General features: G+C 58.9%; 14 protein-coding genes. 7 read left to right on the top strand and 7 right to left on the bottom strand.

The features are described 5' to 3' along the window. The first annotated feature begins 2 nt into the window (after nucleotides 1-2). Nucleotides 3-3,104 (top strand): efflux RND transporter permease subunit, encoded by a 3,102-nt coding sequence (locus AB4874_RS11000; RefSeq protein ID WP_368392019.1) that lies wholly within the window; start codon nucleotides 3-5, stop codon nucleotides 3,102-3,104. A 109-nt stretch (nucleotides 3,105-3,213) separates the two neighbouring features. Next, nucleotides 3,214-6,198 carry a methyl-accepting chemotaxis protein gene (locus tag AB4874_RS11005; protein WP_368392020.1) on the top strand — a complete coding sequence of 995 codons (2,985 nt, stop codon included), beginning with the start codon at nucleotides 3,214-3,216 and terminating at the stop codon, nucleotides 6,196-6,198. 326 nt (nucleotides 6,199-6,524) lie between these two features. Here AB4874_RS11005 and ilvD read toward each other — a convergent pair whose 3' ends face one another. From ilvD to AB4874_RS11035, 6 genes are all read right to left on the bottom strand, one after another. After that, complete coding sequence (ilvD, locus tag AB4874_RS11010; RefSeq protein ID WP_295533048.1) at nucleotides 6,525-8,360, bottom strand: dihydroxy-acid dehydratase; 1,836 nt, start codon at nucleotides 8,358-8,360, stop codon at nucleotides 6,525-6,527. A 98-nt stretch (nucleotides 8,361-8,458) separates the two neighbouring features. Continuing rightward, complete coding sequence (locus AB4874_RS11015) at nucleotides 8,459-8,962, bottom strand: gamma-glutamylcyclotransferase family protein (protein WP_368392021.1); 504 nt, start codon at nucleotides 8,960-8,962, stop codon at nucleotides 8,459-8,461. A 145-nt stretch (nucleotides 8,963-9,107) separates the two neighbouring features. Continuing rightward, nucleotides 9,108-9,584 (bottom strand): hypothetical protein, encoded by a 477-nt coding sequence (locus tag AB4874_RS11020; protein WP_368392022.1) that lies wholly within the window; start codon nucleotides 9,582-9,584, stop codon nucleotides 9,108-9,110. Between the two features lie 9 nt (nucleotides 9,585-9,593). Next, nucleotides 9,594-11,549: a DNA topoisomerase IV subunit B gene (parE, locus tag AB4874_RS11025; RefSeq protein ID WP_295533051.1), complete on the bottom strand. Its 1,956-nt coding sequence runs from the start codon at nucleotides 11,547-11,549 to the stop codon at nucleotides 9,594-9,596. A 116-nt stretch (nucleotides 11,550-11,665) separates the two neighbouring features. Beyond that, nucleotides 11,666-12,016 (bottom strand): hypothetical protein, encoded by a 351-nt coding sequence (locus AB4874_RS11030; RefSeq protein ID WP_368392023.1) that lies wholly within the window; start codon nucleotides 12,014-12,016, stop codon nucleotides 11,666-11,668. A 204-nt stretch (nucleotides 12,017-12,220) separates the two neighbouring features. Then, nucleotides 12,221-12,880: a glutathione S-transferase family protein gene (locus AB4874_RS11035; RefSeq protein WP_368392024.1), complete on the bottom strand. Its 660-nt coding sequence runs from the start codon at nucleotides 12,878-12,880 to the stop codon at nucleotides 12,221-12,223. Nucleotides 12,881-13,021: 141 nt separating this feature from the next. Between AB4874_RS11035 and ppk2 the strand changes: the two genes are divergently transcribed. From ppk2 to AB4874_RS11060, 5 genes are all read left to right on the top strand, one after another. Beyond that, nucleotides 13,022-14,053: a polyphosphate kinase 2 gene (gene ppk2 / locus AB4874_RS11040; RefSeq protein WP_295533054.1), complete on the top strand. Its 1,032-nt coding sequence runs from the start codon at nucleotides 13,022-13,024 to the stop codon at nucleotides 14,051-14,053. A gap of 79 nt (nucleotides 14,054-14,132) precedes the next feature. Beyond that, a complete protein-coding gene (locus tag AB4874_RS11045; RefSeq protein WP_368392025.1) occupies nucleotides 14,133-14,732 on the top strand; it encodes an SAM-dependent methyltransferase in 600 nt (199 codons plus the stop codon). Between the two features lie 232 nt (nucleotides 14,733-14,964). Further along, nucleotides 14,965-15,411 (top strand): c-type cytochrome, encoded by a 447-nt coding sequence (locus AB4874_RS11050; RefSeq protein WP_368392026.1) that lies wholly within the window; start codon nucleotides 14,965-14,967, stop codon nucleotides 15,409-15,411. 15 nt (nucleotides 15,412-15,426) lie between these two features. After that, complete coding sequence (locus tag AB4874_RS11055) at nucleotides 15,427-16,020, top strand: cytochrome b/b6 domain-containing protein (RefSeq protein ID WP_368392027.1); 594 nt, start codon at nucleotides 15,427-15,429, stop codon at nucleotides 16,018-16,020. 42 nt (nucleotides 16,021-16,062) lie between these two features. Continuing rightward, the gene (locus AB4874_RS11060; protein WP_368392028.1) at nucleotides 16,063-17,460 is read left to right on the top strand and encodes an MATE family efflux transporter; all 1,398 of its coding nucleotides are present in this window, start codon (nucleotides 16,063-16,065) and stop codon (nucleotides 17,458-17,460) included. On the opposite strand, the gene AB4874_RS11065 is transcribed toward AB4874_RS11060, so the two are convergent. Beyond that, nucleotides 17,453-18,664: a UbiH/UbiF family hydroxylase gene (locus AB4874_RS11065; protein WP_295533059.1), complete on the bottom strand. Its 1,212-nt coding sequence runs from the start codon at nucleotides 18,662-18,664 to the stop codon at nucleotides 17,453-17,455. The genes AB4874_RS11060 and AB4874_RS11065 overlap by 8 nt on opposite strands. Nucleotides 18,665-18,673: the final 9 nt, after the last annotated feature.

An 18,673-nucleotide genomic window follows, 5' to 3' on the forward strand; every position in this document is an offset into this window, starting at 1 on the left:
ATATGATCCGCTTTTTCATTCACCGTCCGGTCTTTGCCATCGTTCTGGCGCTGGTGACCATTTTGGCGGGCGGTTATGCGGTGACGCAGCTGCCTGTGTCGCAATATCCCGAGGTCGCGCCCACCACGATCCGCATTTCGGCCAGCTATTCGGGGGCCACGGCGCAGGCGGTCGAGAACTCTGTCACCACGCCGATTGAGGACTCTCTGACGGGTCTTGACGGCATGCTCTACATGGAGAGCCGGTCCAATCAGGGATCGTCGCGCGTGACACTGACCTTTGATAGCTCGATCACGCCGATTGATGCCGAAAACGAGGTCCAGACCAAGATCCGCCAAATCGAAAGTCAGCTGCCCGATGCGGTGCAGACCTCGGGGGTGAACGTGTCGCGCTCTGCCTCGGACATCTTGATGGTGGGCGCGCTTGTTTCCAGCGATGGCAAATATTCGACGGTCGAGCTGGGCAACATTCTGGATACCGAGGTCAAGGGCTCGGTCGAGCGCACGGCGGGCGTGGGTGGGCTGAATATCTTTGGCTCGGGCTTTGCGATGCGAGTCTGGCTTAACCCGTATAAACTTGAGCAATATCAACTCACGGCGAATGACGTCACTACCGCAGTGAAGGCGCAAAACACGACCGTCTCAGTCGGCTCGCTGGGCGATCTGCCCACCACGCAGGGCCAGCAATTCACCGCCACGATCACCGCACAAAGTCAGCTTACCTCGGTCGATCAGTTTGAAAAGATCCTGCTCAAGACCGAAAGCGACGGCTCGGCGGTGTATCTGGGCGATGTGGCGCGTATCGAAATCGGGCAACAGGATTACGGCACCAATTCCAAGTTCAACGGGATGAATGCGTCGGGGTTCGGGGTGAACCTTGCCAGTGGGGCCAACGCGGTGGATACGGCGGCGGCGGTGCGCGCAACGCTTGATCGGCTCGCCCCCTCACTGCCAGCGGGCGTGAATTTTCAGATCGCCTATGACACCTCGCCCTTCGTGAAATTATCGATTGAGAAGGTCTATCACACACTGGCCGAAGCGATCCTTCTGGTGTTGCTGGTGATCTTGATCTTCCTGCAGAAATGGCGCGCCACGCTGATCCCGATCGTGGCCGTTCCTGTCGTTTTGATGGGCACCTTCGCGGTGCTGCTGGTGGCGGGCTATTCGATCAACACCCTCACGATGTTCGCAATGGTGTTGGCGATTGGTTTGCTGGTGGATGATGCCATCGTTGTCGTGGAAAACGTCGAGCGGGTGATGGAGGAAGAAGGCCTGAGCCCGATGCAGGCGACCGAAAAGAGCATGAGCCAGATCACCGGAGCGCTGGTCGGGGTGGCGCTGGTGCTGTCGGCGGTATTCCTGCCAATGGCGTTTTTCCCCGGCTCCACGGGGGTGATCTATCGGCAATTCTCGGTCACCATCATTACGGCTATGGTGCTGTCAGCCGTGGTGGCCCTGATCTTGACGCCCGCCTTGGCCGCCAAGCTGTTGCGCCCTGCAAAGGGGCGCCCGATTGCGCCGGCGCGCGCCTTCAACACCGGGTTTGGCAAGGTGCGGGCCGGCTATGTGGGGGCGGTCAAACGCATCTTGCGCAAGCCCTTCTTGATGGCTCTGGTGCTTGTGGTGGTTCTGGCGGCGGCGTGGGGCGTGACACAGCGCCTGCCATCTTCGTTCCTGCCCAAAGAGGACCAAGGCGTGATGATGGTGATCGTGAACCTGTCGGATGGTTCGACGACGGCGCAAACATCCGATGTCGTCGATCAGATCACCCATTATCTGCTGACGCAGGAAAAAACCGACGTGACGTCGGTTTTCGCGACATTGGGCTTTGCCTATGGCGGTTCGGGTCAGAACACCGCGATGGTTTTTGCCAAGCTCAAGGATTTCAGCCAGCGAAGCGGAATCCAACAAGGCGTCGCGGCGATTGCGGCGCGGGGCAATGCCCATTTTGCGGGGCTGCGCGCCGGGCAGGTGTTCTTTGTGCAGCCGTCCTCGATCCGCGGTCTTGGCAATACGTCGGGCTTCCAGATGTATCTGGTCGATCAGTCGAATGCGGGCACGGCTGCGCTGAGTGCGGCGGCCGATACGCTTGTGACCGAGGCCAAGGCGGATCCCCGCCTGACCAATGTGCGGGTGCGTGGGGCCGATGACAATGCAGCGTTGCAACTCAATATCGACCAGCAAAAGGCCGAGAGCTTTGGGCTATCTCTAAGCGATCTCAATTCGATGCTGTCGGTGATTTTCTCGGGGCGGAACGTCAATGATTTTAATCTCAACGGCAACTTGCGCCCGGTGATCGTGCAGGCCGATGCGCCTTACCGGATGCAGCCGGGCGATATCGACACTTGGTATGCGCGCAATTCCGGCGGCGAGATGGTGCCGTTTTCGGCCTTCGCAAGCACCAAATGGGTGTCGATCGCGCCGCAACTGTCGCGCTATAATGCCACCAATGCGATCGAGATTTCCGGCCAGTCCTCGCAAAGCACCAGTTCGGGGGCGGCGATGGATGCGATGCAGGAACTGGTCAGCAAACTGCCGGGCGGCTATGGGCTGGCGTGGACGGGTCTCAGCTATCAGGAGCGCCAATCAGGCAATCAGGCCCCCTATCTTTATGCGCTTTCGGTGCTGGTGGTCTTTCTCTGCCTCGCGGCGCTATATGAAAGTTGGTCGATCCCGCTTTCGGTCATGCTGGCCGTGCCAGTGGGCGTTTTGGGGGCGTTGGCGGCAGCGTGGGTGTCGGGGCAGGCCAATGACGTCTATTTCAAAGTTGGCATCCTCACGACCATCGGGCTGGCGGCGAAAAACGCCATTCTGATTGTGGAATTTGCCCGCAATCTTGAAGCTGAGGGGCGCGAGTTGATCGAGGCGACGCTGGAAGCCGCGCGGTTGCGACTGCGTCCGATTTTAATGACATCACTGGCCTTTATGCTGGGGGTCTTGCCTTTGGCTGTTGCCACCGGGGCAGGGGCGTCTGCACAAAAGGCGATTGGGATCGGCGTGCTGGGCGGTATGGCTGCAGCTACGTTTATCGGCGTGTTCATGGTCCCTGCGTTTTATGTGCTGGTGCGCAAGCTGACGCCGAAAGGGAAGCCGCAGGTAAAGTAGGCTTGTTTGCTGCAGAATTGCTTCACAGGGTTGGATTGAACCGACTGTTAATCATTCGCGCGTAAAGATGAGACATCCTGTCTTGTCTCTACGTGCGAGGACCATTCCTGTGTCGAACCCGATCAACAATATTCGCATCACGCTGAAACTGCCGGTGATTATCGTATTGCTTACGATTGGCGCGATTGCGGCCACCGCCATGGCGGCCTATCGCAGTTCCTCTGCCACAATTATCGAAGAGGCACATTTACGCTTTTCGGCGATCTCAAATGCGCGCGAAGGGGCACTGGAAGCGGTGCTTGAAGTGGTAGATCACGACCTGCATGCGCAATCGAAAAATCCGCTTATGGCCGAGGCGATTACCGGGCTTTCAGCGGCATTCAAGCAATATGATGAACCGCTGCGCGATTTGCAAAAGCTCTATGTCGAGGACAATCCCAACCCGCTGGGCAAAAAAGATGATCTTGTAAGCGCGGGGGATGAAACCGCCTATGATCACTTGCATGCACGGTTTCACCGCGCCCTCGATGCCGCTCAGAACGACAAGGGCTATTACGACATTTACCTCATCAGCACTGAGGGTGACGTCATCTACACCGTGTTCAAAGAATTGGACTACGCGACCAATCTTTTGACGGGCGCTTATAAGGATACAGGCCTTGCCAAGGTATTTCGCGAGGCGCTGGCGACCAAGGGCGATCAAGTCGCTTTTGGTGATTTTCAAGCCTATGCGCCCAGTCACGGTGCGCCAGCTGCGTTCATGGCGCGGCCGGTTATGAATGATGCTGGCAAACGTGTTGGTGTGCTGGCCTATCAAATTCCGATCGATGGGCTCAATGCTGCGGTGAACGACTTTTCTGATCTGGGTTTAAGTGGTGATGCCTATCTGGCCGGGTACGATGGGCTGATGCACACAGATAGCGCTAAATCGAAGACGCAAGATATCCTTGTCACAAAGGTCGATAATCCGGCTGTGAAAGCCGCCCTGTCGGGCAAGACCGGGTTTCTCGAAGCGACGGATCGGTTTGGAAATCTAAGCTTGATGCATTATCAGCCCATCGACATCTACGGCATGCGATCAGCGTTGATCGTCAAGGAAGATCTGGCCGAGGTGCTTGCACCCGTTCGGACAATGCGCAATCAAATCATGGTCATTGGCGGTGTGATCGCGGCAATTGCAGCGCTGATTGCAGTGCTGATGTCGCGTTCAATCGCGCTGCCTCTGTCGCGTGTTGGCACGGCAATGCTTTCGATCTCGGAAAAGCACTATGATGTCGCATTCCCGGCAAGTGCGCGCGGCGATGAAATCGGCAAAATCTCCAAAACTCTCGAGATATTCCGCGATAAGATGAAAGCAGCCGACGCTATGGCACGTGAAGCAGCGTTTAAGAGTGCTGCCTTCTCTGATAACTCTTCTGCATTGATGATGGTCGATGAAGACTTCAACATTCTCTATGTCAACCAAGCGATGAGCGATCTTGTGCGTGAACGCGCGGTCGATTTCGACACCGTTCAAAAGGGTTTGGACGGCGAAAATTTCATCGGTATGAATATGGATCAGTTCCATGTGCTGCCCGAAAAGGCACGCGCGCGGCTTGCGAACCCTGCAAATCTTCCATTTCAGACCTATTTGAAGCTGGGGAACAGCTATTTCTCCTTGGCGGTCTCGTCGGCGAATGATGAAGACGGAGAACATGTCGGCTTCGTGGTTGAGTGGAAAAACCAAACTCGCACCCTGCGTGAGGCCTCAATCTTCAAGGCGCTGGACACAGGACAAATTCGACTGGAAATCTCGCCCGATGCTAAATTGGTATTCGTCAATCAAATGATGTGCAATTTGACCGGGATGGAACTTCGTCATTTCTTGGGGCGGGATATCGAAGAGGTGGTGAAATACGAGCCGCCCTACGGTCAGCCTGACCGCAGCTTCACCGATTTGATTGCTTCGGGCGAGACGGTGACGGGCGTGTTCCACATTCAGCATAATGAGGGAACATTGCTCGCCGATGCCAGCCTCAGCCCGATGATTGATCCTTTCGGTAAACTTTCGGGGCTTGTGTTAATCGGAAATGACGTCACCGAAAGCCGGGCTTCTTTGGATAAGGCGAGGAATGAGCGTGCGCGTTCAAGCCGTGAGCAATCCCTCGTCGTCGAAGAGTTGCGACGGGCGCTTGGCCAGCTCTCAGAGGGGGATCTGACAACGCGCATCGACGTGCAATTTGGCGAAAGCTATGAAGAATTGCGCTCTGATTTCAACGCTGCATCGGGCAAGCTGAATGCGGCGGTGGGTGACATCATTGCCAATGCAATCTCGATTCGCGGCGAAACGCAGGAAATCAGTACCGCTGCGGGTTCTCTCGCCAAGCGTACCGAAACGCAGGCCGCTACGCTTGAGCAAACTGCCGCTGCTCTTGATCAACTTACCGCCTCGGTGCAATCGGCGGCTGATGGGGCCAAGCAAGCCAGTGCAATGGTGGTTGAGGCGCAAAGCAACGCCCATTCTAGCGAAGGCGTGGTGCGTGAGGCGGTCAACGCAATGGATGAAATCGCCGACAGTTCGCAACAGATTTCGCGCATTTCCGGCGTCATCGATGAGATCGCGTTCCAGACCAATCTTCTTGCGTTGAACGCAGGTGTCGAGGCCGCCCGCGCGGGCGAGGCAGGGCGCGGCTTTGCCGTTGTCGCTTCTGAGGTGCGTGCATTGGCGCAGCGATCTTCGGATGCCGCCCGCGAGATCAATGACTTGATTGATCGCTCTAGCGCGCAGATTGGCCAGGGCGTCGGCTTGGTTAGCAAGGCTGGGGAGGTGCTCCATTCGATCATGGATGCGGTCAATAGCATTTCGGGTAAGGTGCAGGAAATGGCGCAAGGGACAACCGAACAAAGTCAGGGGCTGCGAGAGATCAATACCGCAGTGAACCAACTCGATCAGGTCACCCAGCAAAATGCTGCGATGTTCGAAGAGACTTCGGCGGCAAGTGCCAAGCTGTTGGAATCAACAACAGAACTGACTGAAACCGTGGGGCAATTTACGACCGGAAAGCTGGCGAATGTGGCGCAAACAAATTTGGATCCACAGGCGCTGGCAAGCTAGAGAGGCACGTTGACCAGATCGAACCGTCGTGACTTTTGCGCAGCCAAAACCCCGTATCGGTCTGCTAGGGATGACGCCGGGGGGCTCCCAAAGGGGCGCCAACCTTCGAAGAAATAGTATTCAAGTGCGGATATTTCGTATCGTTGTATGGGCGCATTTCCGCACGAACGCAGCCGAGGGAGTTGCGTTTGTTCCCGAGGAAAACTTTCTTGGAAAAACGTATGCTATTTGAACAAACAGACGAAATGTGAGCCGTTCCATCTCCTGAGAGGAGATGGAACGGCCGGCCCCGAAGGGCGCGGTCGTTAACTTTTAAGGCATAGAGATCACTCAGGCAGGATACGCACGCCGCCCTTGGCCGCAGAACTGGCTAGCAACGCGTAGGCCTTGAGCGCAGTCGAAACAGCGCGCTTGCGCGGCGCCGCGGGTTTCCAAGGCAGCGGCCCTTTGGCCGCGCGGCGCGCAGCCAGCGTCGCCTCATCGACGGCCAGATGAATCGTACGACCAGGAATATCGATCTCGATCGTATCGCCGCTTTCCACCAGCCCAATCAGCCCGCCCTCTTCGGCCTCGGGACTGACATGGCCAATGGACAGACCCGAGGTGCCTCCCGAGAACCGCCCATCCGTCAGCAGCGCGCATTTTGCCCCCAACCCTTTGGACTTCAAATAAGAGGTCGGATAGAGCATCTCTTGCATGCCCGGCCCGCCACGTGGCCCCTCATAGCGGATGACGACTACGTCGCCCTCAACAACTTTGCCCGTCAGAATGGCCGAAACTGCATCGTCTTGGCTTTCGTAGACCTTGGCTGGGCCTGAGAATTTCAGGATCGAGTCATCCACACCTGCGGTTTTCACGATGCAGCCCTGGGTCGCGATATTGCCCGACAGAACGGCCAAGCCGCCATCTTTGGAAAACGCATGTTCGGCCGAACGGATCACGCCCGCTTTGCGATCACGATCCGTTTCCTTGTAGCGATTTTGCGTCGAGAAGGCCTGTGTTGTGCGCACGCCGCCGGGCGCTGCGCGATAAAACGCATCGACCGCATCGTCATTGGCGCTCACGACATCCCATTTTGCCAATGCTTCGCCCATCGTCTCGGAATGGACAGTGCGCGTGTTTTCGTGGATCAGGCCTGCGCGGTTCATCTCGCCCAGAATGCCCATGATGCCACCGGCGCGGTGAACGTCTTCCATGTGAACATCTTGCTTGGCAGGCGCGACCTTGCACAAGACGGGAACCTTGCGCGACAGCCGGTCGATATCGTCCATCGTGAAATCAACCTCACCTTCATGGGCGATCGCCAGCAGGTGCAACACGGTATTGGTGGACCCGCCCATCGCGATATCGAGGCTCATCGCGTTCTCAAAGGCCTCGAAGGTGGCGATCTCGCGCGGCAGCAGGCCCTTGTCTTCCAACTCATAGTGACGACGCGTAATCTCGACGATCTTGCGGCCGGCCTCAAGGAACAGCTCCTTGCGATCGGCATGGGTCGCCAGCATCGAGCCATTGCCCGGCAGCGCCAGACCCAGCGCCTCGGCCAGACAGTTCATCGAGTTGGCCGTGAACATCCCCGAGCAAGACCCGCAGGTTGGGCAGGCATTGGCCTCCATCTCGGCAACTTGCGCATCGGTGTATTTGTCGTCCGCCGCGATCACCATCGCATCGACCAGATCCACGGCGCGCTCGAGATCGTCAATCGTGACCTTGCCCGCCTCCATCGGCCCACCGGAGACGAAGATCACTGGAATGTTCAGGCGCATCGCCGCCATCATCATGCCTGGGGTGATCTTGTCGCAATTGGAGATGCACACCATCGCATCGGCACAATGCGCATTAACCATATATTCAACCGAATCCGCAATGATCTCGCGCGAGGGCAGCGAATAAAGCATCCCGTCATGGCCCATCGCGATGCCGTCATCGACCGCGATGGTGTTGAATTCCTTGGCAACCCCGCCCGCGTTTTCAATTTCGCGGGCGACCATCTGGCCCAGATCTTTGAGGTGGACGTGACCGGGCACGAATTGCGTGAACGAGTTCACAACGGCGATGATCGGCTTGCCGAAATCGTCGTCGGTCATGCCTGTGGCGCGCCACAGGCCCCGCGCGCCTGCCATATTGCGCCCATGGGTGGATTTGCGGGAACGATAATAGGCCATGGATTTTTCCGTTTCTGTCGCGCCCGGGTGAGTGCGGGCAATTTCCTGTCGTCGATCTCAATATAGCATGCCAAAAGCGTTGAACAGGCCCCGACAGATCAGAGAGCGGTGCGCCAATCTGCATATCCCGCTCGCATCAGGGCATCGCGTGCTTGCAGGAAGGCCGGGCGGTCGGCTTGTGGGTCGGGCAGGGGGGCGATGTGGGCAAGATCGTCCAGTGCCAGCCCATGTTCGCGCCGCCCCGCCCGGATCAGTGCCAGATACCACGCGAAGGGCGCAAGGCCGTCGGCGCGGATCAGCGCGCGATAGGTGAAGGCGCGGGGGCCCGCGCTTAGCGTGAGTTCGATTTTCTCGTAATGCTTGCCCGCCCCTTCGGCGTCGTCCAGCGCAGGAATATCGGTGGGCGCGATATCATAGAGCACTCCCACGGCGCCCCCTCTGCCCGGCGTGATCGAGGCTTTGCCCGACCCATCCCGTCCGCGTTTCGAGAAATCGAGGCTGTGCCCGGGAACCCGCGCCGTCCCGATCACGCGCGCCGAGGGGCAACGGGCGGCGAGTCGTGAGGTGAGTAGGTTGGAGCCGTAGGCGAGGTAGCAGGGCATCTGGTCACATTAGCGATGCATCTAGCGCGCGGGAAGGGTGGAGGCGGCTTTAGGTGCGCGTTCGGTTCTTGGCAATAAGGGCTGCGCCCTCCCGGGGGGGAGGGTCGGGCGCTGCCCGGGCTGGTCGCCCGGGCGGAACCTTTCATCAAATTGCTTCGCAATAGGCTTTCAGCTTCCGTAGAACTTGATCAGCGTTGTCGAGCGCAGCTTGGAGTATCGTTGGATCATAAGCGGCCCTTGTGCGATCCAACTTTTCACCAGCATCAATCATGATAAATCCATTGTGCAGCACGATATGAGTGCCGTGCACAGCCTTGTTTCGAGTTTCCAAGCTTTTCTCGATGTAATCGCCGAGCGCGAGGAGTTCAGTATCCGTTTCGCCTTGTTCTTGCAGCGTCGCAAAGCTGGCTTTCAAATCCGAGACTAATTTCCAGGTTTGTCCCGTCCGGAGTTTATCAACCACCGGCGTGAAATCAGGATCTAAACGACTCATCTTATTGGTCAGACAGATCAGACGAGCAGCCCACAACTCGATCCGGGAGCAGGTCTGGACGTAGATCCCGAGGGCGAGCAAGTAGCCATCAGGCAAATCCTCTTGAACCTGATATTGCGGCTGGCTCATCGCGCTCCCTCAAACATCCAGCTCCTCCACGAACTGCGCGTTCTCGGAAATATACTGGAAACGCAGCTCGGGTTTCTTGCCCATCAGGCGTTCAACAAGATCGTCGGTCTCGCCGGGCATGTCGTCATGCAGGGTGACGCGGATTAGTTTGCGGGTTTCGGGGTTCATTGTGGTGTCTTTCAGGTCTTTGGCATCCATCTCGCCAAGCCCTTTAAACCGCTGCACGTCAATTTTCCCTTTACCGCCCAGCCCCTTAGCCATCATCTCATCTTTTTCTGCGTCATCCGAGACATACAGCCGTTTCGCCCCTTGGGTCAGACGATAGAGCGGTGGGCAGGCTAGATAGAGGTGGCCCTGATCAATCATCGGGCGCATCTGGGTGAAGAAAAACGTCATCAGCAGGGCCGCGATATGCGCGCCGTCAACATCCGCATCGGTCATGATGATGATCTTGTCATAGCGCAGATCGTCGATGTTGAACCGCGTTCCCAGCCCGACGCCCAAAGCCTGTGTCAGGTCGCTGATCTCTTGGTTGGAGCCAAGTTTCGAACTCGCCGCGCCCAGAACGTTCAGGATCTTGCCGCGCAGCGGCAGCAGTGCCTGATTCTTGCGGTCGCGTGCCATCTTGGCCGATCCACCTGCCGAGTCGCCCTCGACGATGAACAGCTCGGTATTCGCGCGGTTGGTGGCCGAGCAATCGACCAGTTTGCCGGGCAGGCGCAGCTTTTTGGTGGCGGTTTTGCGTTGCGTTTCCTTTTCCTGACGGCGTTTCAGCCGCTCTTCCGAGCGCAGCACAAGGAAATCAAGAATCGCACCGGCGGATTTCGTGTCCGAGGCCAGCCAGTTGTCGAAGTGGTCGCGCACCGCACCTTCGACAAGACGGTGAGCCTCAACCGTGGCCAGCCGGTCTTTGGTTTGGCCGACGAATTCCGGTTCGCGGATGAAACAGCTGACCAGCGCGCAGCCGCCTGTGATCAGGTCTTCGCGCGTGATCTGGCTGGCTTTTTTATTGTTCACCAACTCGCCATAGGCGCGAATCCCCTTGAGAATCGCCGCCCAGAACCCGGCTTCGTGGGTGCCGCCCTCGGGCGTGGGCACGGTATTACAGTAAGATTGGATGAAGCCATCGCGCGACGGCGTCCAGTTGATCGCCCATTCGACTTGACCGGGCACGCCGAATTTTTCTTGAAACTTCACCTTTCCGGCGAAGGGGCGATCGGCATAGGTGCTGGCGCCGCCGAGGGTCTCGGTCAGGTAATCCGACAAGCCGCCCGGGAAATGGAACACGGCCTCGGCGGGGGTCTCGCCATCGTCGATTTCGGTCTTCCAGCGAATTTCAACGCCCGAGAACAGATAGGCCTTGGAACGCACCATTTTCATCATGCGCGCGGGCTTGAAGCGGTGATGACCAAAGATTTGCGCATCGGCATGGAAGGTGGTGGTGGTGCCGCGCCGGTTGGGGGCGGCGCCGATCTTTTGCACCGGGCCTTCGGGGATGCCGCGCGAAAAGCGTTGCTCGTAAAGCTCTTTGTTTTTGGCAACTTGCACGATCATCACATCTGACAGCGCGTTTACAACAGAGGCCCCAACGCCATGCAAACCGCCCGAAGTTTCATAGGCATCGCCCGAGAATTTCCCGCCCGCATGTAGCGTGCACAAGATCACCTCAAGCGCGGATTTGCCGGGGAATTTCGGGTGGGGATCAATCGGGATGCCACGGCCATTATCGCGCACGACAACGGAATAATCGGCCAGCAATTCGACCTCGATGCGCGTGGCATGGCCGGCAACCGCCTCATCCATCGAGTTATCAAGCACCTCGGCCACAAGATGGTGTAGCGCGCGCTCATCCGTGCCGCCGATATACATGCCGGGGCGTTTGCGGACTGGCTCCAGTCCTTCGAGTACCTCGATCGAAGAGGCGTCGTAGCTATCGGTTTTGGGCGTCAGGAGATCGTCGGCCATGCTCGCATCCTCTTGTGGTTTGTTACACCACAGATACAGCAGGTAGGGGCGGGGGGGCAAGAACACCCCTCCGCCCCTTTCTCACCGCAGGCCCCACACCCGCGGATCAAAGACGCTTAGGTGATACTCGTCATAAGCAGCATCGACCCCACAGCCATGGCTATTCCGAGCACCTCTCGCACGGCAGGTTTCCCGCCGAACAAAAGCACACCAATCGTCACAAGCGCCAACATCGTGAAAAGCGATGCAGAAGCCGTATCTTGCGCCAAGGAGACATGGCGCAACGCAAGAACCCAAGCTGCCGCGGCAGCGGCAAAGACCATGGTGCCGAGGAAGATAAACGGCCCATGCAGGGCAACGCGCCTGCCAGACACTGGACGCATGAGACGCTCGCTTGCAATCACCCCAAGTACCGCAAGCAGGCAAATCCCATATGCCAGAAGGCCCAACATCACCGAACTCTGCATCTTTTCACTCCCTCACACTGACGTAAGGGAAGCGCGTTCACCAAGCGGAATCCGAGCGGGTTGCGGAAATCCTGACTGACGGTTCCGGAGAACCTGACTAAAAAGTTAGGTTTGGCATGAGCAAATGCCCAATGGCTGGGCAATGCCTATGGTCAAAACGCGGTCAGGTCGCGAATCGCCCCGCGAGACCGGTTCGATTCGCGTTCAAACCGGCTCGGCTTGAAACTGCGCCCACATCGCGCGAAACCCTGCGCGGGCGTGGCACAGCTTGAGCCATTGAGCGAGGCGCGGGTAGGCGTCGAGGAACGCTGCGTGATCGGTTCCGTAGCGCAGAATCTCGGCCGTATTGATATCGGCAACGGTGAAACGCCCGCCAACCATGTGGCTGTGATCTGCGAGATGGGCCTCTAGCGCCTCCAGCGGACGCGCAAGCTTGGCGGTCAGATTCGCAATTTCACGCGCACCGGCGTCGGTGTCTTGCTCTTTGCGCCGATACACAAAGCTCAGCGCAAGCGAATCTGCCTCAATCCAAGTGGCAGCGAACAGGGCCCATTGCTCCATCAGGGCAAGTTCGCGTTCATTGGCGGGGGCCAGTGGGCCGCCTGCCTTGCGCGCCAGATGCAGGTTGATCGCCAGCGATTCCGACAAGATCAGCCCATCGTCTTCCAGCAACGGGATCGCGCCCATCGGAGAGAGGCGGCGAAACTCGGGGGAGCGGGTGTTGAGCGCGGCATCAGGGGCCAGCGGGTCCTTGAAACGGTTGGCTTGCACCACGCGCTTGAGCTTGAAGGGCAGCTTGGTCTCTTCGAGCAGCCAAAGTGTGCGGCTCGCGCGAGAATGGTAGTTTCCGTAAACTGTAAGCATCTGACCCTCCGCTATCAGGCGATATGGCGGTTTTTCTGGGCGAATGAAAAGCCCCCTCAGCGCCTTCTTGACTCGTATCAAGGCAGATCACGCGGCTTTGTTCTAGGCTAAGAACAGTTTTGATCAGTAGGGATATGTGTGATGAATAAAACGGTAATCGGTTCAACAGAGCAAAAGACCCAAGCCAAGGCGGAGTCGCAATCGACGGCGCAAGTGGTCGTCGAAAAACCTGCTGACCCCAGCGATCCGCATCCTGCGATTGCGCCGGGAGACGCGGCGACACAAGGTCCGCAAAGCTTTCCGCGCGTTGATCCGAATGCCGTTCGGCTGGCTTTTGAAACGGGAAGATACCCCTATCGGAGTCGGATGCGCCGCGCCCAATACGAGCGCGAGAAAGCACAGATTCAGGCCGAGTTGCTGAAGGTTCAGAAATGGGCGCTTGAGACGGGCCAGAAATTCGTGATCCTGTTCGAAGGCCGCGACGCTGCGGGCAAGGGCGGCACGATCAAACGCTTTACCGAACACCTCAATCCGCGCTTTGCCCGCGTGGTGGCCCTGAACAAGCCGACCGAAGAAGAGCGCGGGCAATGGTATTTTCAGCGCTATATCAGCCATCTTCCGACGGCCGGAGAGATGACGTTTTATGATCGCAGTTGGTATAATCGCGCGGGCGTGGAGCGGGTGATGGGCTTTTGCTCGCCCTCGGAATATCTTGAGTTCATGCGCCAGACCCCGGAACTGGAGCGGATGTTTGTGCGCTCGGGGATACGGCTTTACAAATATTGGTTCTCGGTGACGCAGAACGAACAGCGCGCCCGTTTCAAATCACGCGAAACCGACCCGCTGAAGCGCTGGAAGCTTTCGCCAATCGACCTTGCGAGCCTTGGGAAATGGGACGATTACACCGAGGCGAAAGAGGCGATGTTCTTTTACACCGACACCGCCGACGCGCCGTGGACCATCGTGAAATCGAACGACAAGAAACGCGCGCGGCTCAACTGCATGCGTCATTTCCTGTCAACGCTCGATTATCCCGATAAAGACTACGAAGTGGCGTCGGGGCCTGACCCGCTGATCGTTGGCCATGCCAGTCATGTGGTTCAATCTGCCGATCATATTTTTGGCACTTCGCTGCATCCCGATCAGCGCAAGCGGGCTAAACCTGCGGGCTAATCACGTCTATGCGTCCAGTGCACGGGTTGCCGTGCCCGAATTGCGGCCCATGTTCTGAGGTCGCAAGCAGGAGAACATGATGAGCTGGAACGCACGCTTCGCAGGTGAGGATTATGTGTACGGCAAGGCGCCCGCTGCTTTCGTGGCGGCGCAGGCGTGGCGCATCGCGCCGGGCGCCAAGATGCTGTCGATTGCCGAAGGAGAGGGGCGCAATTCGGTGTTTCTGGCCGAGCAAGGTGTGGTGATGACCGCGCTTGAGCAGGCCTCGAATGCGCGTGCCAAGGCGCTTCATCTGGCGCAAGAGCGCGGAGTCACTCTGGCGTTCATCGACGCGGATTTACGCGGCTATGACTGGCCCGAAGCCGAGTATGACGCGGTGCTTGCCTGTTTCATTCAGTTTGCAGACCCAGCGTTTCGTGCCGAGATTTTCGATGGTCTCGCGCGCGCACTGAAACCGGGTGGAATCGTCTTGATCCACGGGTTTGCCAAACGCCAGCCTAGCTACGGCAGCGGTGGGCCCGGCGTGGTTGAGCAACTGTATGATCTGGACCTATTGCGCGCCGCGTTTCCGGGATGGGAGCTGTTGCATCAGGCCGATTATGATGGCGATCTTGACGAGGGGGAGGGCCATTCTGGCCGTGCCGCACTGGTCGATTTTGTGGCGCGCAAACCCGCTTGATCCGATTCAGGGGGGCAAGCAACTTGTTAATACGGTCACGCGCTGCGAATCCGTTGCGCGATGGCCGGAAATTTGTCGATTGGGCGGAAAGTCGCGTAAAATCAAAGAGTTTGCGCCGGCGTCAGCACGTCGCATGTGCTTTTATGCACAAATGTTATGTCTTGGGCGTTTCACGTGTTCGTGTAACATGTGAAATGAGAACAGTCTGAATTTTCAGTATTTGGAGACTAAGATGCGTAAGACCCTCCTTGCCCTTTGTTTCGTTCTGCCCGCCGGTATGGTTGCAGCACAATCACCCGAAGATGCGGTGAAGGCCCGTCAGGGCTATTTTGATTTGCTTGGTGCGCAAATGGCGGTGCTGGCGCCGATGGCGCAGGGCAAAATGGATTTCGATGCCGCCAAGGCCAAAGTCGCTGCTGACAACCTCGCAGCGCTTGCCAAGGTTGATGTCTCGCCGCTGTTCGTGCCGGGCACCTCGACCGATGATCTGGGTGATGCGACCCGTGCACTTCCCGCGATCTGGGAAAAGGGCGATGATTTCATGGCCAAGGCCACAGCGATGCACGAAGCGGCCGCTGGCATGCCCGAAGCTGCGGGCAGCCTTGAGACGCTGCAAGTTGCGGTCGGCCAACTGGGCGGTTCTTGCAAAGGCTGCCACGACAACTTCCGCGCGAAGTAAGCAGGACCAGAGCACATGCGTGACACCACCTCCCCCAAGACCCGTGTGATCAAAGTCTGGGACCCGGTTGTTCGCTCTTTCCACTGGCTTTTGGTGCTGGCATTTGCTGGCGCCTGGGGCTTGGGGGAATGGGGGCCGAACCAGATGACGTGGCATTTCTATTTTGGCTACGTGATTGCAGGATTGGTGGGGGTGCGTCTGATCTGGGGGTTTGTGGGCACGCGCAATGCGCGCTTCACAAGCTTCTTGTTCGGGCCGGGCAAGGTGGTGGCCTATTTGCGCCATCTGCCCTCACGCGACCCCTCGCATTGGATCGGCCACAACCCGATGGGGGGCTGGTCGGTTTTTCTGATGCTGGCGCTGCTGATCGCGCAGATCGCGACCGGGATGATGTCGGACCCCAAGGATTACATCAATGTCGGCCCCTTGGCGCAATATGTGCCCAGCGACATCAGCGATCTATCGGTGAAGCTGCACCATATCCTTTCGACCTTGCTGCTGATCGTGGTCGGCATGCATATCGCGGCGATCCTGTTTTACCGCCGTTGGAAGGGGGAGAACCTTGTCACCCCCATGATCACCGGCAAGAAGGTGATCGAAGAAGACTGAGCTGCCCTTGACCGATCCGGCGCGCGCGTCTAGCGAACCGGGATGCGTGTCCAAGCCCCAATCTCTGCAAGCCCGATGCCGATTACGCGCCATTTGCGCGCGATCCTTGGGCTTGGCTTGCCGCTGATTGGCTCCAACCTTGCGCAGATGCTGCTCAATGTGACCGATACGGTGATGGTGGGCTGGTATGGGATCGAGTCGCTGGCGGCGCTGGTTCTTGGCTCGTCCTTTTTCTTTTCGCTTTTCATGCTGGGCAATGGCATTGCGCTGGCGGTGATGGGCCGGGTCTCGGCCAGCCTTGGCGCGGACGATGAGGTGCAGGCGCGGCGCGACACGCGGATGGGGATATGGCTGTCGATCCTATATGGCATCGCGGTGCTGCCGGTGACGTGGTATTCGGGGCCGATCCTGCAGGCGCTGGGCCAAGAGCCCCAGATTGCCAGTCTCGCACAGGACTATCTGCGCATTCTCGGCTTTGCGCTGGCACCTGCGCTGGCGATGATGGTGTTGCGCTCATATCTGTCCGCTCAAGAGCGCACGCAGGTCTTGCTTTGGATCACGCTGGCTGGGGTTGGGGTCAATGTCGGGCTGAATTGGTTGCTGATTTTTGGCAATTTCGGCCTGCCGGAACTGGGCGTGCGCGGTGCGGCGATTGCCTCGCTCACCGTCACCTGCCTCAGCCTTGTGGCGCAGGCGATCTATGCCGCGCGCGCCCCCGGTTTGACCCATATCGCGCTGTTCGCGCGATTTTGGCGCCCCGATTGGGAGGCGTTCTGGCTGGTGCTGAAAATGGGCCTGCCGGTGGGGCTGACCTCTGTGGCGGAAGGCTCGATGTTTCAGGCCTCGGCGCTGATGATGGGCTGGATCGGCACGGTTGAGCTGGCCGCCCATGGCATCGCGCTGCAAATCACCTCGATTGCGTTCATGGTTCATGTCGGCTTGTCCAACGCGGCGACGGTGCGTGCGGGGCGGGCACATGGTGCGCGTAACCCGCGATTGCTGAGCGACGGGGCGATGGTGGTGATCGGATTGTCGCTGGGGTTCGGCTTGGCAACGGTGGTGCTGTTCGTTGCGTTCGGTGCGCCGATGACGGCGCTGTTTCTGGATCGCGCCAATCCGTCAAGCGTACAGATTATCCGCATCTGTGTGCGATTCCTGATGGTTGCGGCGGTGTTTCAGTTGTTCGATCTGATGCAGGTGATGGCGCTGGGCCTATTGCGCGGCGTGCAGGACACCCGTGTGCCGATGGGGATGGCCGTGCTCAGCTATTGGCTGATCGGTATTCCGGCTAGTTATGTTCTGGCCTTTCCTCTGGGATTTGGCGGGGTCGGGCTGTGGCTTGGGCTGGTGCTGGGGCTGGCCTGCGCAGGCGCGCTGATGATGCGCCGGTTCTGGCGTGGGCCTTGGCTGCGCGCGGTTGCGACGACCGGCGCTATCTGATCCCCAGCCCCGCGCGCATCAAGGATTTGCGCACCGGGCCCAGCGAATACAGCGCGCCCAGAACGCCCGCGCGCAGATCACGCAACGGGCGGGCCTGCACCATTGAAGCCCGGTTGAGAGCATCAATCCCGATTTCGCGCGCTTTCACCTCGGGCCAGCGACGGCGGTGATAGGCCTCCAGCATCGCGGGTTCTCCCAGATGCGCGGGGTCGCGGTCACACAGATCAAGCAGATACGCCAGATCGGCAAGGCTCATGTTCAGCCCCTGCGCCCCGATCGGCGGGATGACATGGGCGGCCTCGGCGATCAGGGCCACGCGCTGGGCACTGAAGCGGCGAGCAATCTGCGTCATCATCGGCCAGACCGAGCGGCGTGTTTCCAGTTTCAGCGGCCCCAGGATACCGGTCGAGCGTTCGAGCATCGCAGCCTCGAACTCTGCGACGGGCAAGGCGGCCAGACGTTCAGCTTCGGCCCCGCGCTCCATCCAGACGATGGCCGATGAGGGCACGCCGTTGCGATCAGGCAGTGGCACCAGCGTGAAGGGCCCGCCCGTGCGGTGAATTTCGGTGGAGACATTGCCATGAGGGATCGGATGAGTGACGGCAAAGGCCAGCGCCTTTTGACCGTAGCGCGTGGTCTTGACGGGAATGCCCGCCGCCTCGCGGATGAACGAGTTGCGACCGTCGGCGGCAACCACCAGTTTCGCCTGCACATGACTACCATCCGAGAGCGTCACCTCGGCGCCGCTTTCGCGTGTCAGCAATCCGGTCGTGGCGACGCCGGGGCGGAAATCAACCTGCGGAATTTCCGCAAGCCGCGTCACCAATTCACGGCGCAGCAACCAATTCGGAAAGTTCCAGCCGAAGGGTTCATCGGACAGATCGGAGGCATCGAAATCGCGTGTCAGACGCGCCTCGGATTTCTCGCCCCCTGCGTCGATGATGCGCATGATTTGCAACGGCGCGGCGTGCGGGGCCAATCGTGACCAAAGCCCAGCGGCCTCAAGCAGCTTGCGCGAGGGATGCAGAAACGCCGTGGTGCGCATATCCGCGCCCTCTGCCCCCTCTGAGGTGACGGGGGGCGTGGGATCAACGCAGATCGTGGTGAACCCCGCCGCGCCAAAGGCCGCAGCCGCCGCCAGACCCGCGACACCGCCGCCGGAAATCAAGATATCGGTTTGCTGAATGTCGGTTGCCTGTGACATGGTGTGCCC

The sequence above is a fragment of the Thioclava arctica genome, assembly GCF_040892615.1.
Classification (GTDB): Bacteria; Pseudomonadota; Alphaproteobacteria; order Rhodobacterales; family Rhodobacteraceae; genus Thioclava; species Thioclava arctica.

Excerpts from the sequence above, each read along its gene's own strand:
- AB4874_RS11015 (WP_368392021.1), bottom strand. The coding sequence starts at position 8,962 with ATGCCCTGCTACCTCGCCTACGGCTCCAACCTACTCACCTCACGACTC.
- AB4874_RS11030 (WP_368392023.1), bottom strand. The coding sequence starts at position 12,016 with ATGCAGAGTTCGGTGATGTTGGGCCTTCTGGCATATGGGATTTGCCTG.
- AB4874_RS11060 (WP_368392028.1), top strand. The coding sequence starts at position 16,063 with ATGCGTGTCCAAGCCCCAATCTCTGCAAGCCCGATGCCGATTACGCGC.
- AB4874_RS11035 (WP_368392024.1), bottom strand. The coding sequence starts at position 12,880 with ATGCTTACAGTTTACGGAAACTACCATTCTCGCGCGAGCCGCACACTT.
- AB4874_RS11065 (WP_295533059.1), bottom strand. The coding sequence starts at position 18,664 with ATGTCACAGGCAACCGACATTCAGCAAACCGATATCTTGATTTCCGGC.
- AB4874_RS11045 (WP_368392025.1), top strand. The coding sequence starts at position 14,133 with ATGAGCTGGAACGCACGCTTCGCAGGTGAGGATTATGTGTACGGCAAG.
- AB4874_RS11000 (WP_368392019.1), top strand. The coding sequence starts at position 3 with ATGATCCGCTTTTTCATTCACCGTCCGGTCTTTGCCATCGTTCTGGCG.
- AB4874_RS11055 (WP_368392027.1), top strand. The coding sequence starts at position 15,427 with ATGCGTGACACCACCTCCCCCAAGACCCGTGTGATCAAAGTCTGGGAC.
- AB4874_RS11050 (WP_368392026.1), top strand. The coding sequence starts at position 14,965 with ATGCGTAAGACCCTCCTTGCCCTTTGTTTCGTTCTGCCCGCCGGTATG.
- ppk2 (WP_295533054.1), top strand. The coding sequence starts at position 13,022 with ATGAATAAAACGGTAATCGGTTCAACAGAGCAAAAGACCCAAGCCAAG.
- AB4874_RS11020 (WP_368392022.1), bottom strand. The coding sequence starts at position 9,584 with ATGAGCCAGCCGCAATATCAGGTTCAAGAGGATTTGCCTGATGGCTAC.
- ilvD (WP_295533048.1), bottom strand. The coding sequence starts at position 8,360 with ATGGCCTATTATCGTTCCCGCAAATCCACCCATGGGCGCAATATGGCA.
- parE (WP_295533051.1), bottom strand. The coding sequence starts at position 11,549 with ATGGCCGACGATCTCCTGACGCCCAAAACCGATAGCTACGACGCCTCT.